This is a genomic window from Methylocystis suflitae, assembly GCF_024448135.1.
GTDB lineage: Bacteria > Pseudomonadota > Alphaproteobacteria > Rhizobiales > Beijerinckiaceae > Methylocystis > Methylocystis suflitae.
Window position 1 is genome coordinate 1 of sequence record NZ_JAMRYX010000062.1, and the last position, 13,343, is coordinate 13,343.

The 13,343-nt window shown below is 64.0% G+C and carries 15 protein-coding genes and 2 pseudogenes; 5 read left to right on the plus strand and 12 right to left on the minus strand.

The window, feature by feature from the left end:
* From lpxK to NEI07_RS04755, 4 genes are all read right to left on the minus strand, one after another.
* A partial coding sequence (gene lpxK, locus NEI07_RS04740) for a tetraacyldisaccharide 4'-kinase (RefSeq protein WP_256033066.1) occupies positions 1 to 565 on the minus strand: 565 nt, incomplete at its 3' end.
* 27 nt (positions 566 to 592) lie between these two features.
* Positions 593 to 1,873 (minus strand): 3-deoxy-D-manno-octulosonic acid transferase, encoded by a 1,281-nt coding sequence (locus NEI07_RS04745; RefSeq protein WP_256033068.1) that lies wholly within the window; start codon positions 1,871 to 1,873, stop codon positions 593 to 595.
* 118 nt (positions 1,874 to 1,991) lie between these two features.
* The gene (locus NEI07_RS04750; protein WP_256033069.1) at positions 1,992 to 2,252 is read right to left on the minus strand and encodes a DUF4170 domain-containing protein; all 261 of its coding nucleotides are present in this window, start codon (positions 2,250 to 2,252) and stop codon (positions 1,992 to 1,994) included.
* Entirely contained in the window at positions 2,249 to 3,070 is an 822-nt protein-coding gene (locus NEI07_RS04755) for a 3'(2'),5'-bisphosphate nucleotidase CysQ (RefSeq protein ID WP_256033071.1), read from the minus strand. The genes NEI07_RS04750 and NEI07_RS04755 overlap by 4 nt, the downstream gene beginning before the upstream one ends.
* 218 nt (positions 3,071 to 3,288) lie before the next feature.
* On the opposite strand from NEI07_RS04755, the gene NEI07_RS04760 reads away from it, so the two are divergent.
* A complete protein-coding gene (locus NEI07_RS04760; RefSeq protein ID WP_256033072.1) occupies positions 3,289 to 3,819 on the plus strand; it encodes a DUF6101 family protein in 531 nt (176 codons plus the stop codon).
* Here the strand turns inward: NEI07_RS04760 and NEI07_RS04765 are convergent.
* From NEI07_RS04765 to NEI07_RS04785, 5 genes are all read right to left on the minus strand, one after another.
* The gene (locus NEI07_RS04765) at positions 3,810 to 4,952 is read right to left on the minus strand and encodes a CobW family GTP-binding protein (protein ID WP_256033073.1); all 1,143 of its coding nucleotides are present in this window, start codon (positions 4,950 to 4,952) and stop codon (positions 3,810 to 3,812) included. The two genes, NEI07_RS04760 and NEI07_RS04765, sit on opposite strands and share 10 nt — an antisense overlap.
* A 148-nt stretch (positions 4,953 to 5,100) precedes the next feature.
* Complete coding sequence (locus tag NEI07_RS04770) at positions 5,101 to 5,976, minus strand: metal ABC transporter substrate-binding protein (protein ID WP_256033075.1); 876 nt, start codon at positions 5,974 to 5,976, stop codon at positions 5,101 to 5,103.
* Between the two features lie 4 nt (positions 5,977 to 5,980).
* The gene (locus NEI07_RS04775) at positions 5,981 to 6,850 is read right to left on the minus strand and encodes a metal ABC transporter permease (protein ID WP_256033087.1); all 870 of its coding nucleotides are present in this window, start codon (positions 6,848 to 6,850) and stop codon (positions 5,981 to 5,983) included.
* Positions 6,840 to 7,625, minus strand: coding sequence for a metal ABC transporter ATP-binding protein (locus NEI07_RS04780; protein ID WP_256033077.1), 786 nt, complete (start codon positions 7,623 to 7,625; stop codon positions 6,840 to 6,842). The genes NEI07_RS04775 and NEI07_RS04780 overlap by 11 nt, the downstream gene beginning before the upstream one ends.
* Positions 7,622 to 7,789 (minus strand): hypothetical protein, encoded by a 168-nt coding sequence (locus NEI07_RS04785; protein WP_256033078.1) that lies wholly within the window; start codon positions 7,787 to 7,789, stop codon positions 7,622 to 7,624. Before NEI07_RS04785 ends, NEI07_RS04780 begins: the two co-directional genes overlap by 4 nt.
* 264 nt (positions 7,790 to 8,053) lie before the next feature.
* Between NEI07_RS04785 and rpsU the strand changes: the two are divergent.
* Both rpsU and NEI07_RS04795 read left to right on the plus strand, forming a co-directional pair.
* Positions 8,054 to 8,278, plus strand: a pseudogene (rpsU, locus tag NEI07_RS04790) (30S ribosomal protein S21); the annotation flags it as partial.
* A gap of 117 nt (positions 8,279 to 8,395) precedes the next feature.
* On the plus strand, positions 8,396 to 9,271 hold the full coding sequence (locus tag NEI07_RS04795) for a tetratricopeptide repeat protein (RefSeq protein WP_256033080.1): 876 nt from the start codon (positions 8,396 to 8,398) through the stop codon (positions 9,269 to 9,271).
* A gap of 83 nt (positions 9,272 to 9,354) precedes the next feature.
* On the opposite strand, the gene NEI07_RS04800 is transcribed toward NEI07_RS04795, so the two are convergent.
* Positions 9,355 to 10,053 carry a TerC family protein gene (locus NEI07_RS04800; RefSeq protein ID WP_256033082.1) on the minus strand — a complete coding sequence of 233 codons (699 nt, stop codon included), beginning with the start codon at positions 10,051 to 10,053 and terminating at the stop codon, positions 9,355 to 9,357.
* A gap of 290 nt (positions 10,054 to 10,343) precedes the next feature.
* Here NEI07_RS04800 and NEI07_RS04805 point away from each other — a divergent pair, with 290 nt between their 5' ends.
* Both NEI07_RS04805 and NEI07_RS04810 read left to right on the plus strand, forming a co-directional pair.
* Positions 10,344 to 10,784, plus strand: a complete 441-nt coding sequence (locus NEI07_RS04805) for a PRC-barrel domain-containing protein (RefSeq protein ID WP_256033083.1) — start codon at positions 10,344 to 10,346, stop codon at positions 10,782 to 10,784.
* A gap of 98 nt (positions 10,785 to 10,882) precedes the next feature.
* Positions 10,883 to 12,067: a PQQ-dependent sugar dehydrogenase gene (locus NEI07_RS04810; RefSeq protein ID WP_256033084.1), complete on the plus strand. Its 1,185-nt coding sequence runs from the start codon at positions 10,883 to 10,885 to the stop codon at positions 12,065 to 12,067.
* Here the strand turns inward: NEI07_RS04810 and NEI07_RS04815 are convergent.
* Both NEI07_RS04815 and NEI07_RS04820 read right to left on the minus strand, forming a co-directional pair.
* Positions 12,048 to 13,226 carry a MiaB/RimO family radical SAM methylthiotransferase gene (locus tag NEI07_RS04815; protein WP_256033085.1) on the minus strand — a complete coding sequence of 393 codons (1,179 nt, stop codon included), beginning with the start codon at positions 13,224 to 13,226 and terminating at the stop codon, positions 12,048 to 12,050. The genes NEI07_RS04810 and NEI07_RS04815 overlap by 20 nt on opposite strands.
* Positions 13,223 to 13,343, minus strand: a pseudogene (locus NEI07_RS04820) (diaminopimelate epimerase); the annotation flags it as partial. The pseudogene NEI07_RS04820 and the gene NEI07_RS04815, both read right to left, overlap by 4 nt.

Genomic DNA, 13,343 nt, shown 5'->3' on the forward strand with positions numbered 1-13,343 from the left:
CCAGAATATCCGCCGCCGCAAGCTGCGCGTCGAGCGGCGCGCGCAATGGTCCGGCCGGGATGCAGCGGCTGTTGCCCGCGCCATAGTCCGAGTCAATGACGATGAGCGTCAGGTCGGGCGCAACGCGACGGCTGTGGAAGCCGTCGTCGAGAATGACGACGGTGGCGCCGAGGCGCTGCGCCAGGTCTGCGCTCGCAAGTCGGTCTGCGCCGACGATCGTCGGCGCGACGCGCGCAAGCAGCAGCGCTTCGTCACCAATCTCGTCCGCGCCATGACGCGTCAGGTCGACGACGAAGGAGGACGTTCCGCCGCGCCTGCGGCGATAGCCCCGCGTGAGAAGCGCGGGGCGCTCTCCCGCCGCCTTGAGGCGGCGCGCGAGGGCGATGGCGAGAGGCGTCTTGCCGTCGCCGCCCGCAGTCAGTCCGCCGATGACGATGGTTGGCAAATTGGCGCGCGGCGCTTCACGCGCGAGCCGCTTGCGCGCGATGGCGTCGTAGAGCGCGCCGAGCGGAGACAGGAGACGCGCCGTCGCGCCATCTTCGCGCCAGAAGGCGGGTGCGCGCATCTCAAAAAGCGGCGGCGCGCGCGACGCTCATTGCTGGGCCACCGCCATTTGCGCAAGATAGGGTTCGACGGCGGTCATGATGCCGCGCGAGGCGCCGCCCAATCTCTCGACGGTTTCCGCGGCCGCGCGTCCCATCTTGCGCATGCGCGCGGGCTCGGCGAGGAGATACTGCGCGGCCCGCGCCAGCGATGCGGCGTCTAAGACGCGCGCGGCCGCCTTTGCGGCTGCGAGCTCGCCATAGGCTTCGGTGAAGTTTTCGACATACGGGCCATGCAGGATGGCGCAGCCGAGCTTCGCCGGCTCGATTGGATTTTGTCCGCCGCCGCCGGGCAACAGCGACTTGCCCATGAAGACGACCCCGACGCTTCGGAAAATCAGGCCAAGCTCGCCGACGTTGTCGACGATATAGACGTCGACGTCGCGTCGCGGTTCGCTTTCCTGCGAACGCAAGGCCGCAGTCAAGCCTCTGGCGCGCGCGGCTTCGACGATCTCGACGCCGCGCTCCCAGCGCCGTGGCGCGATGATCGTCAGCAGCGACGGGGTTTGTGCGGCCATGTCGACATGCGCGTCGAGCACGAGGTCTTCTTCGCCGGGATGAGTGGAGACCGCCGCCCACGCCGGCCGCGCGCCGATCGCGCCATTGAACTCGGCAAGTTTTGCAGAGTCGGCCGGCGGCGGCGGCACGTCGAATTTGAGATTGCCGGCGATGCGCACGCAACGCGCGCCGAGCGCCAGAAAGCGGGCCGCATTATCCGAATCCTGCGCGAGGCAAAGATCGACGGCGCCGAAGACGGATTTCGCCGCGCCGGGAACGGCGCGCCAGCGCTCGGCGGATTTGCGAGAGATGCGGGCGTTGGCGAGAACCAGCGGCGCGCCGCGCGCGCGCACGGCCGCGACGATATTGGGCCAAAGCTCTGACTCGGCGAAGACCGCGATGTCGGGACGCCAATGATCGAGGAAGCGTTCGACGAATTTCGGGGCGTCGATCGGCGCATATTGATGAAAGGCGCCTGCCGGCAAGCGCGCGCTGAGAACGCGCGCAGACGCGACGGTGCCGCTTGTCACGAGCACTTCGAGTCCGCGCTGAATGAAGCGGTCGATGAGCGGCAACAGCGACAGGCTTTCACCCACGCTCGCGCCGTGCAGCCAGACGAGTCGTCCGCGCGGTCGGGGGCGGTTCGACTCGCCCATGCGTTCAGCCAATCGCGCGGGATCTTCCTTGCCATGGTTGGCCCGCCAATTGAGCACGGCGCTGGCGAAGGGCGTCGCCGCGATCGTCGCCAGCCGGTACACTGTCAGAAGCGACATGTTTCCAATCTATTAAGAATCCGGTCCCCACTTCTGACGGCGTCTTGTCCGCGCGCGTCGGGCCAACTCGGAATGACAACTCTATGCCTGGCAAAACCGGCGAATTTTGGAAGGCCGCCTATAGCTTCTCCACATCCGGATCGAGCAGCCGATAAAGGTGAACCACGAAATAACGCATATGCGCATTGTCCACCGTGGATTGCGCTTTCGCCTTCCATGCGGCGAGCGCGCTATCATTGTCCGGATAGATGCCGACGATGTCCAGCTTGCTCGGATCGCGGAACGCGACGCCGTCGAGCGTCTCCAGCTCGCCGCCAAATACAAGATGCAACAGCTGTTTCTCTTTCTTCGCCGAGGTTGCTTGCGTCGTCTTGTTCATAATTTTCCTTCCAAGACCTCCCGCGCCAGCGCGAGGCTATCGTCGAACAGCGATTTCGGAGCCGCGATGAGCATGTCGCGGGCGAGTGACGCGCGATTATAGGTGAGCGCGACGCCCTCCGGCTCGCTCAACATGGCGCCCGCTTCTGCAAGGAGAATATCCGCGGCGGCGATGTCCCAGTCGCGCGCATTGGGCGCGGCGACCACGATATCATGCCGGCCGGAGGCGATATCGGCAAGCCGCAGCGCGAGCGAGGGCGTTCGCGGCGCCATCACGAATCCCCGTGGCGACGCCGCCAAGCGGTCCTGCATCGTCCGTGGCGCGACGAGCGCCGCCCCGGCAATTTCGGCGCGCTGCGGCGCGATGAGGGGGGAGCCGTTGAGGAAGGCCCCGAGTCCGAGCGCGCCGATATAAGTCTCGCCCAGCGCCGGCGCGTGGATGATCCCGGCGACCGGCCGGCCGCCAACCACCAGAGCGATGGAAACCGACCAGCGCGCGTCGCCGCGCGAGAACGCCAGCGTTCCGTCGATCGGATCGACCACCATCAAGGCGTCGCGCGTCAGGCGATCGGCCGTGTCGGCGCTCTCTTCAGAAAGCCACGCCGCCTCGGGCGCAATCCGCGCCATCTCCTGGAACAGGAACCGATCGACCGCGAAATCGGCCTCGGTGACCGGCGAGCCGCCGTACTTATAGGAAACCGCGGCGGTCGTCCGCTCGCCCGCGCGGAAATACGCCATGGCGATCTCGCCGGCCCTGCGCGTGACGCTTTCGAGTTGTGGAAGAAAAGCGGCGAGTTCCGCTTGGCTGGAGCCCATCATGAGGAGGAGTAGGCGAGCCGCCGACGGGCCGCAAGCGGGCGCGTTGCGCAGAATAGGAGCAATTTGAACGAATTCGTTTTCATGGACTTCACCCTCATCGCCTAAACCATGCGTAGAAGCAATGGTTTACGTGCTGTTCACCAGGCTTTTTAGCGCCTTCGCGGGCAGGCTGCGGCAATATGGAGCCGAGACGAAATTCAAGCCGCAAGGAGAGATCGATGGTTGAGGCCAATGCTGCGCGCAGAATCGAGGAAACGGTGTTTGTTCAGCGTGATCGCCGCGCCGACGGCGGGGCGCGGCGCATCCGCGTCACTCGGGACGATGTTTTGATTTCCCGTCGCTTCAGCGGCATCTCCATGGTCATCTCGGTGCCCGTCACCGCCTATTGCGGCGTCGCTCTCGAGGTGCAGCCCGCGGACGATGGATCGGCGCGTTACGTTCTTTCGCTGGCGCACAGCGACCCGGACCTCGACATTCTTCTCGGCGAGACTCAAGACTGCGGCGCCGCTGCGTCCGACTGGCGTCACTGGGCGGCCTGGCTTGGGCTGCCGCGCGTCACCGAGGAGGATGGCGCGTTGCGTTCGCGCGAGAGCGTTGGCGAAGAGATCCCCGCCGCCTTCGCGCGCCGGCGCTGCGAGACCAGTCTGGGCAAGCGTCGTCCACGATTTCTCATTCGCCGCAAGGCCGGCGACTCCCGCCGCACCAAGGTCGTGCATGTCGCCGAGCGCGAGATCATTTCTTATGAATGAAGCGTCTCCTGCGCGGCCGACGCGCCAAGGACGATCTTCTCGAAGCCTTCGCGGATTTCTTGCTCCTTCAGCTTCCTGCCGATGAAGACGAGGCGCGATTCGCGCTTCTCCCCTTCTTTCCATTCTCGCTGCAAATCGCCATCGAGGATCTGATGGACGCCTTGGAACACGAACCGCCGCGGCTCGTCCTTGAAGGCGATGATTCCCTTGCTGCGCAGAATGTCCGGTCCTTCGCGCTGAATCAGATCGTTCAGCCACGGAACGAACTTTTCAGGGTCGACCAGGCCGTCGTGGCGGATCGAGACGGAATGCATCTCGTCGTCATGGAAATGCTTCATCCCGGCGTGAGGCGCGTGATGATCTTCATGCGCGTGGCCATGGCCGTGCCGATGGTCGTGGTCGTGATGATCATGGTGGTGATGATCATGGCCGCAATCTGGACTGCATTCGTGATCATGGCCTTCGTCATGATCGTGACTCGACTCCTCGGCTTCGAGGAACGCCGGCTCGATCTCCAAAATCCGGTCAAGGTCGAAGGCGTTGCGCTCCAAAACCGCCTGCAGGGGAACGTCCGACCGCACCGCGCGATGCAAAGCGGCGTAAGGATTGATCGCGCGGATGCGTCCTTCGACTTCCGCGAGCTCATCGGCTGAAACGAGATCGGTTTTATTCAGCACGATCACGTCGGCGAAGGCGATCTGACTTTTCGCTTCCGGCGCGTCCTTCAGCCGCTCGCCAAGCCATTTGGCGTCGGCGACCGTCACCACCGCGTCGAGCCGGGCCGCCTCCTTGACGTCAGCGTCCATGAAGAAGGTCTGCGCGACAGGCGCCGGATTGGCGAGGCCCGTCGTCTCGACGACGATCGCGTCGAACTTGCCGCGCCGGCGCATCAGGCCCTCGATGATGCGAATGAGATCGCCGCGCACGGTGCAGCAGATGCAGCCGTTGTTCATCTCGAAGACTTCTTCGTCGGCGCCGACGACAAGGTCATTGTCGATGCCGATCTCGCCGAACTCATTGACGATGACGGCGTAGCGCCGGCCATGCTGCTCGGTGAGAATGCGGTTGAGAAGCGTCGTCTTGCCGGCGCCGAGATAGCCGGTGATGACGGTGACGGGAATTTTGTCTGTCAATGCCGCTTACTCCAGTTTCGATCGCTCCCACCCTGTCCCTCCCCCGCCGGCGGGAGAGGGGACCCTAATGATCGGCCTTGCGCGAAACTCTCTAAGAGGGCCGGGCCTGCTCCCTCTCCCACGAAGTGGGGGAGGGGTGGGGAGGGGGCTATGGCGCCAGGGCTTTCGTCAATTCTCTTACATTATGACGCATCATGTCGATATAGGTTGCGCCATCGCCTTTGGCGTCCGACAGCGCATCGGAATAGAGGACTCCGCCGACGTGGGCGCCGGTCTCGCTGGCGATGCGCTTGGCGAGGCGCGGGTCGGCGACGTTTTCGACAAAGACCGCCCGAACCTTATGCGCCCTGACGGCGTCGATGATCTTCGCGACGTCGCGGGCGCTGACGTCAGCCTCCGTCGACACGCCCTGCGGCGCGATGAACGCGACGCCGTAGCGCGCGGCGAAATAGCCGAAGGCGTCATGAGTCGAGACGACGCGGCGACGCTCCTGGGGAATGGCGGCGATCGCCTGCTGAATTTCCGCGTCGAGCGCGTCGAGCTTGGCGAGATAGGTGTCGGCGTTGACCTTATAGGTCTTGGCGCCCTCGGGATCGACGGCCGTCAGCGCTTCCCTGATAGCCTCGACATAAACTTTGGCGTTGGCGACGTCCTGCCAGGCGTGCGGATCTTGCCCCTCTTCGTCCTTTCGCGCAGTGACGCCTTTGCCTAAGGTGGACACCTCACCCCTGCTTTTGGCGGCAGTGACGAGACGGTCGAGCCAGCCTTCAAATCCGAGTCCGTTGACGAAAATCAGCCGGGCTTGCGCAATGTTGCGGCCATCGGCCGGACTGGGCTGGTAGACGTGTGCGTCGCCGTCGGGACCGACGATAGTGGTGACAGCGACCCGGTCGCCGCCGACCTGCCGCACAAGATCGCCGATAATCGAAAAGCTTGCGACGACGGGTATTTTCTGCGCCTCCGCCATCGCTGGCGCGGCTAATGCGGCGAATGAAAGCGCTAGCGCGCTGCGGCGTGTATGCATCGCTCTATCCTTCAAGATGCCGGCGCGGCCGTTTTAATCGCAGCACGCCGCCGGCGCGGCCAAAAATCATCGAGAAAAAATAGACGACGCCCGCGGCGAGAATTATGGCGGGACCGGTCGGCGTGCTGGTCTCGTTGGAGAAGACAAGGCCGCCGTAACAGCAGAGGGCGCCGATCGCCGCGGCGAGCGGCAGGGCGACTGCGAGATCGCGCGTCCACAACCGCGCCGCAGCGGCGGGAAGCATCATCACGCCGACGGCCATCAGCGTGCCAAGCGCATGAAAGCCCGCGACGAGATTGAGCACCACCAGGGCGAGGAAGAGGAACGGCGTGAATTCGCCGAATGCGCTCGTCTGCCGCAAGAACAGCGGATCGAGCGTATCCAACACCAGCGCTCGGTAGAAAACCGCCAGCAGAATGAGCGTGACGGTCGACACGCCGACGAGCAGCAGAAGCGCCGCGTCGTCGAGTCCGACGACCGAGCCGAAGAGCACGTGGAGCAGATCGACGTTTGAGCCGCGCAGCGATACGAGCGTCACGCCGAGCGCCAGCGAGACGAGGTAGAAGGCCGCGAGCGACGCGTCTTCGCGCAGCGTCGTAAATCGGGAGGCGGCGCCGGCGGCGAGCGCGACGACGAGTCCGGCGAAGAGGCCGCCGAAGGTCATCGCGGGCAGAGACAGGCCGGCGACGAGATAGCCGACGGCGGCCCCCGGCAGGATCGCATGGGACAGCGCGTCGCCGGCAAGCGACATGCGCCGAAGGATCAAGAAGACGCCGAGCGGCGCGCCCGAAAGCGCGAGCGCCAGGGAGCCGACAAGCGCCCGTCGCATGAATTCATAATCGGCGAATGGCGTGACGAAGACGTCAGTGAACATGCAGGCGATCTTCGGCGTCAAACTCATCGCGAAGACATTCGCGCGCGCGCTCGTCGAAGGCTTCCGACATGGCGCGCGCGCGAACGAGATTCCTTTCGCAAAGGGCGTCGCGCGTGTCGCCCCAGAATATGCATTCGCGGGCAAGCAGCAGCGTGCGCGGGAAGGCGCGGCGGACAATCTCCAATTCGTGCAGAACGGCGACGACGGTGCGCCCTTCGGCGCGCCATCGCGCGATCAAGGCCAAAAGATCGTCGATCGTCGCTGCGTCGATCGCGCCGAAAGGCTCGTCGAGAAGAATGACCGGCTGATCCTGAACGATCAGCCGCGCGAACAGCGCCCGCTGCATCTGTCCGCCGGACAGGGTTTCGAGCGTTCGCGATTCGAAGCCGACGAGTCCGACCGTTTCGATCGCCGCGCCCACCCGAACCAGCTCGGCCGCGTTCAGCGCCCCGAAAAGACCGACGCGCGCCAGAGCGCCCATGGCCACGAAATCGCGCACATTGATCGGGAAAGCGCGGTCAATGTCGACAATCTGCGGCAGATAGGCCACGGCGCGCGGCGACAGGCCGCCGAAATGGATCTTGCCGCCAAGCGGCGTCAGCAGCCCGGCGAGCGCCTTGAGCAGCGTCGACTTGCCGGCGCCGTTCGGGCCGCAGACGGCGAGTCCTTCTCCGGGGGCGATTTCGCCCTCAAGGTGATGAACCGCGGGGCGACGATCATAGCCGAGGGTGAGATTGAGGAGCCGGATCGCCGGCGCATTGGCGGCCGCGCTCAATGCAGCGCCCAGTAGGCGCCGGCCCACAGGGCTGCAAGAAGCAGCGCGGCGACGATGAAACGGGCGCCGGCGGAGGCTGCGAGAGCTGAGAGCCGCGCCTCTCGAGCGCCAGCGGCTGCGCCGGCGCGCGCATGCTGGGGCAGGGCGCGTTCTTGCGTCGTCATGTCGAACATAGCCAATGTTATATTATAACGCCGAGATTGAACAAGGAGGTCATGCGCCTCGCCAGCGCGGCTAGGCGCCGGGGAGCGCCGCGTTAAGTATAGGTTGAGGCGCGTTAGCGCCAATCGGCCGTGGACAGGGGAAGGCGATTCTGTTATCCCGTGCCGCACGGGTCAGGCGCTCCGCCAGCGCCCGGAGACCTATTCCCTATTAAGGCCGCTGAACGACGGAGCCGTCGCGGCGGGTCCCAAACACAGGATGGATACGTGCAAGTTCTCGTTCGCGACAACAATGTCGATCAGGCGCTCAAGGCTCTGAAAAAGAAGATGCAACGCGAGGGCATCTTCCGCGAAATGAAACTGCGCGGTCATTATGAAAAGCCGTCCGAGAAGCGCGCGCGCGAGAAGGCCGAGGCGGTCCGTCGCGCCCGCAAGCTTGCCCGCAAGAAGCTCCAGCGCGAAGGCCTGCTGCCGGTGAAGGCGAAGCCGGTCGGCGCCCGCTGATCCGGCTAAAGCCGTCGAATTCTCGCCCGATTGCAAGCGCTTTTTAAAAATTGCGCATAGAAGAGACACGGGGAAGACGTATTGCGGCTGGGAGGATCTGAAGGCATGGGCTTTCGCCGTGCGGCGACGTCGCGTCGCCAAGCTTCGCTCCTATCTGGTCAGGCGCTAACGCGCGGCGCGGCGGCGCTCGCCATCATCGCTCTGGCGGGCTGCGAAACCGCGAGCGGCATCCGGCCGCCGGGACGCGGCATCGCCGAGATCGCCGACACCGACCCGAACTCCGCCTCCGTCAACATTAATTCGCTCAGCGAAGTGATTCGGCGCAATCCGTCGAGCGCTGAGGCGTACGACACCCGCGGCGTCGCTTACGCTCGGGTCGGGCGGTTTCAGGAGGCGGTCGCCGACTTCACACAGGCCATCAAGCTCGAGCCAAATAATTCGGCGGCCTACACCAATCGTGCGCTCGCGCTCCGCCAAATGGGCCAGAGCGACGCCGCTCGCGCCGACTTCGACCGAGCGATCGAAGTCAATCCCAAACATGCGCCGGCTTACGTCGGTCGCGCCAACCTGCTGCGCGCCCAGGGCAACCTTGATCAGGCGCTTGCCGATCTCGACCAGGCCATTCGCCTCAATCCCGAAAGCGCGCAGGCGTTTCATGCACGCGGGCTGATCCATCAGAAACGCGGCGATGATGCGCGCGCCGTGACCGATTTCGACAACGCCATCGACCGCGATCCCTTTGCGGCGGCGCCCTATCTGGCGCGCGGCGAAAGCCTGGTCACGCTCGGCAAATACGACAAGGCGGTCGAGGATTTCAACGCCGCGCTCAACGTCGACAGCAAGAGCGCGCTCGCGTGGGCTTGGCTCGGCGTCGCTTACGACAAGAGCGGCAACCGCTCCAAGGCGCGGGAATCCTTTCAGCGCGCGCTCACGCTCGATCCGCAGCAGCCCCTCGCCAAACAGGGCATGGGACGCGGCTAGAGCGGGTTCCGAAAAAGTTGACAGACTTTTTCGATGCGAATGAGCGATTCCTATCGATCACATGATTCCATGTGATCGAAGCGCTAGTCTCGCGAGACGCGCTGGTCCTCGCGCCATTGCCGGTAAATGGCGATCGCCATGGAGACGGCCAGCACCAGGACGCAGCCGGCAATCGATAGCCCAAGTTCGAGCGCGCCGTGGTTCGTGACATGCACGAATGTGGGCAGGGCTGGATCGGCGCTCGCCATGTCGCCCGCGACCCAGCCAAGAAGCCCTGCGCCGGCCCAGACCAGCGCCGGAAATCTCTCCAGCACCTTCAGCAGCGCGCCCGCGCCGAACATCACGATCGGCACTGAAACGAGAAGCCCGAAGACGATGAGATTGGTCGAGCCATGCGCCGCCGCCGCGATGGCGATGACATTGTCGAGCGACATCACGGCGTCCGCCATAATGATGGCGCCGACCGCGCTCCAGAGGTTGGGTTTGGCCTTGACGTCGGAGTGCTCGGCTTCGTCGATCAGCAGTTTCACGGCGACGATGAGCAGCAGAACGGCGCCGACAATTTTCAGATAGGGAACCGCCATAAGCTCGACGACGACGAGCGTGAAAGCGATGCGCAGAATGACGCCGCCAAGCGCGCCCAGAAATACGCCCCAGCGCCGCTGACGCACCGGCAGTTGCCGACACGCAAGCGCGATCAAAATTGCATTGTCGCCCGAGAGCAGCAGGTTGATCCAGATGATCTCGAAGACTTCCCAGCCAAGGCTGAATTCCGGAGACATGCGCTCTTCTTACCTGCCGGGCGAGGCCCATTGGGGCGACTGACGACAAGCGGACTCAGAAGACGAATCCGCCTCGCAATCGCCTGATGCATTGACGATGGGCGACGGTGGTCACCTGATGACTGAAGCTTTTCATCTGGAGGCGCCGCGCATCACGCATTTGCATTAGCGGCATTTTACCGAAGAAGGAAGACGTCGCTAAGCTTATGTAGCCGCCGATTTTTGGTTTTTGGCGCGGAACAAGGGGCGTCACCCTGTGTTCTTTTGGGAAAGGCGCGGCAAGTTCGACAATGGCGTCGGTTAAGCGCGCGCTGCAGGAGGTTACTATGGGCATGGCACAGCCAAACGCCAACCTTATCTCCAGCGATAAGGTCGAAGGCACGGATGTGTATGACGCGGCCGGCAACAAGATTGGCGAAATCGACCACCTGATGATTGATCGCGTCTCCGGTGTGGTTCGATACGCGATTATGACCTTCGGCGGCTTTCTTGGCATCGGCGAAGGCGAGCATCCCTTGCCCTGGAAGGCGTTCCGTTACGACACCAATCTCGGCGGATACATCGCAAATGTGACGGAAGAGCAGCTGCAGAACGCTCCCGAATATGCGGGTGATGAGAATTGGAGCGATCGCGACTGGGAAACCAGGCTGCACAGGAACTACGGGTCCTCCCCCTATTGGGAAGACACGACGACTTCGACGACGTCGAGAGACCAGTCGACCTCGATGTGACTTTGACCGAAGTGGGAACCCGCGGTAGGGCGGAGCCTTAACTGGCCCCGCCCTTTTTGCGGCCTATATGGCGTCGAAAGAGTCCGAAAGGCATCGACATGCGTATTGGAGTCGCCGCGCTTTTGGTTTTCTGCGCTTTGGGCTGTGGCGTCGCCGGCGCGAGGGCGGAAGACCGTCGTAGCGCAGAGCAAGACCGTCGTCGTGCAGAGATAGAATCAATTCTCAAGCGCATCAAACTTCCTCCAGGCTTCTCGATTTCACTTTATGCTCTGGCGCCGCGGGCGCGCACGCTCGCCATCGGGCGAGAAGGAAAGACGATTTTTGTCGGCGCCGAGGAGAAGGACGTCTATGCGATCACGCCCGGCGAGAAGACGGCAGCTGCGGTCGAACGCTTCGCGCCGTCCATACCATTCACGATGCCGCATGGCGTTTGCTTCTCAAACGGAGGCGCGCTTTTTCTCGTTGAGCGTAACCGCGTCACACGGTTCGACGATGCGGAAAACACGTGGCGCGACGCGGCGGCGAACGCCAAGATCGTCGTAAAATTAGGCGATCTCATTCCAAGGAACGAAGAGAGCCGCGGCCATTCCTCCCGCGTGTGCCGAATAGGTCCGGACGACAAGCTCTACATTTCCCTTGGCCAGCCGAACAATGTCGCGCCGCGAGACAAGCTCGCGCTTTACGAGAAGACGGGAATCGGCGGCATCATTCGGATGAATCTCGACGGATCGCAGCGCGAGGTCTTCGCGACCGGCATTCGCAATTCCGTCGGCATGGCGTTCGACACGGATGGGTCGCTCTGGTTCACCGACAATCAGGTCGACTCCATGGGCGACGATCGCCCGCCGGGCGAAATCAATCGCGCCGACAGGGCTGGATTGAATTTCGGCTTCCCCTGGTATGGCGGCGGACATGTGCGCACCAACGAATATGCGCGCGTCGAGCCGCCGAAGGGCGTCGTCTTTCCTGTTGTGGAGACAGCGCCGCATGCGGCCGATCTTGGCATCATGTTTTACCGCGGCGACATGTTTCCGAAGGAATACAAGAACGCATTGTTTTACGCGCAGCACGGATCGTGGGACCGGAGCATCCCGATCGGCGCGCGCGTGATGGTCACGCGCGCCGGGACGACCGCGAGCATGCCCTTCGCCGAAGGCTGGAACGACGGTTCGGGTTCCTATCTGGGCCGGCCGGTTGACGTTGCAGAACTTGCTGACGGCTCGCTTCTCGTCACCGACGATCAGAACGGCGCCATTTACCGGATCACCTACCAAGCGCCGTAGGGCGCGTCGTCAGCGCCCGCCCGTCGTGGCCCGTGCAGAGCGCCTCGATCATTATGCTCGCGTCGACGCCAGGCGTGTGCGCGAGAGTGAAATCGGCGGCGCGCGCCGTCCCGCCGCGCTCGGTCAATAGGTGCAAGCTCCTGCCGATCTGCGCATCGAGATGACGGCGCAGCGCGGCGTCGCCCTTTTCCCGCAATCGCGCCGCGCGCTCTTTGGCGATCTGCGGCGCGACGTGCGGCATGCGCGCCGCCGGCGTTCCCGGACGTGGCGAGAAGGGAAAGACATGAAGATGCGTGAGACCGCAGGCGTCGACGATGTCGAGCGTTGCGTCGAACATCGCTTCCGTCTCGGTGGGAAAGCCGACGATGAAGTCGGCGCCAAAGATGATGTCTGGCCGCTGCTTGCGCAGCGCGCGGCAGACATCCATGGCGCTCTGTCGCGAATGGCGGCGCTTCATGCGCTTCAAGATCAGATCGTCGCCGGACTGCAGCGACAGATGAAGATGCGGGCAAAGCCGCGAATCTTCGGCAAAAGCCTCGACGAGATCTTCGTCGACTTCAATGCAATCGACAGACGAGAGACGCAGCCGCTCAAGTTCAGGAAGGCGGCGCAGCAGCAGACGCACGAGGCGCCCGAGCGTCCAACCTTCGCCAAGGTCGACGCCGTAGCTCGTGAGATCGACGCCCGTCAGCACGATCTCCTTCTTGCCGCTCGCGACAAGCGCGCGGGCCTGCGCGACGACCTCATCCGGCGGCGCCGAGCGCGCCGCGCCGCGGCCAAAGGGAATGATGCAAAAGGTGCAGCAATGATCGCAGCCGTTCTGCACGGCAAGCAGTCCGCGCGTGCCCTCAACGCTCGCAAGCGCGCGATTTGGCGCATGTTCGGCGAGGACCCGCGTCACTCCCTCGAGCTTGGCGAAACCGGGAGGGTCGAGCCGCGCCGCGCAGCCTGCGACGACGATCTCGGCCTCGGGCCGCTCGCGATGCAAGCGGCGGATCGCCTGACGCGCTTGTCGCGTGGCCTCGCCCGTGACGGCGCAGGTGTTGACGATCACCGTCTCGCGCGCGCTGGCGTGGGCTTTGGCGAGTTCCTGCGACTCGACGGCGTTAAGCCGGCACCCGAAGGTTACCACCTCGGCGCTGCGAAGCGGCGCGTTCACGCTACGACGCCCTGAAAAATCTGAGGATCCAGCCTGGTTTCAAACTCGAATTCGACCGGCCCCGTCATCAGCACATGATCGTCGGCCCGCCATTCGATGTGGAGATCGCCGCCCGGC

Coding starts and splice junctions, on each gene's coding strand:
- NEI07_RS04745 (WP_256033068.1), bottom strand. CDS start 1,873: ATGTCGCTTCTGACAGTGTACCGGCTGGCGACGATCGCGGCGACGCCC.
- NEI07_RS04770 (WP_256033075.1), bottom strand. CDS start 5,976: ATGCATACACGCCGCAGCGCGCTAGCGCTTTCATTCGCCGCATTAGCC.
- NEI07_RS04810 (WP_256033084.1), top strand. CDS start 10,883: ATGCGTATTGGAGTCGCCGCGCTTTTGGTTTTCTGCGCTTTGGGCTGT.
- NEI07_RS04805 (WP_256033083.1), top strand. CDS start 10,344: ATGGCGTCGGTTAAGCGCGCGCTGCAGGAGGTTACTATGGGCATGGCA.
- NEI07_RS04785 (WP_256033078.1), bottom strand. CDS start 7,789: ATGACGACGCAAGAACGCGCCCTGCCCCAGCATGCGCGCGCCGGCGCA.
- NEI07_RS04755 (WP_256033071.1), bottom strand. CDS start 3,070: ATGATGGGCTCCAGCCAAGCGGAACTCGCCGCTTTTCTTCCACAACTC.
- NEI07_RS04800 (WP_256033082.1), bottom strand. CDS start 10,053: ATGTCTCCGGAATTCAGCCTTGGCTGGGAAGTCTTCGAGATCATCTGG.
- NEI07_RS04750 (WP_256033069.1), bottom strand. CDS start 2,252: ATGAACAAGACGACGCAAGCAACCTCGGCGAAGAAAGAGAAACAGCTG.
- NEI07_RS04760 (WP_256033072.1), top strand. CDS start 3,289: ATGGTTGAGGCCAATGCTGCGCGCAGAATCGAGGAAACGGTGTTTGTT.
- NEI07_RS04775 (WP_256033087.1), bottom strand. CDS start 6,850: ATGTTCACTGACGTCTTCGTCACGCCATTCGCCGATTATGAATTCATG.
- NEI07_RS04795 (WP_256033080.1), top strand. CDS start 8,396: ATGGGCTTTCGCCGTGCGGCGACGTCGCGTCGCCAAGCTTCGCTCCTA.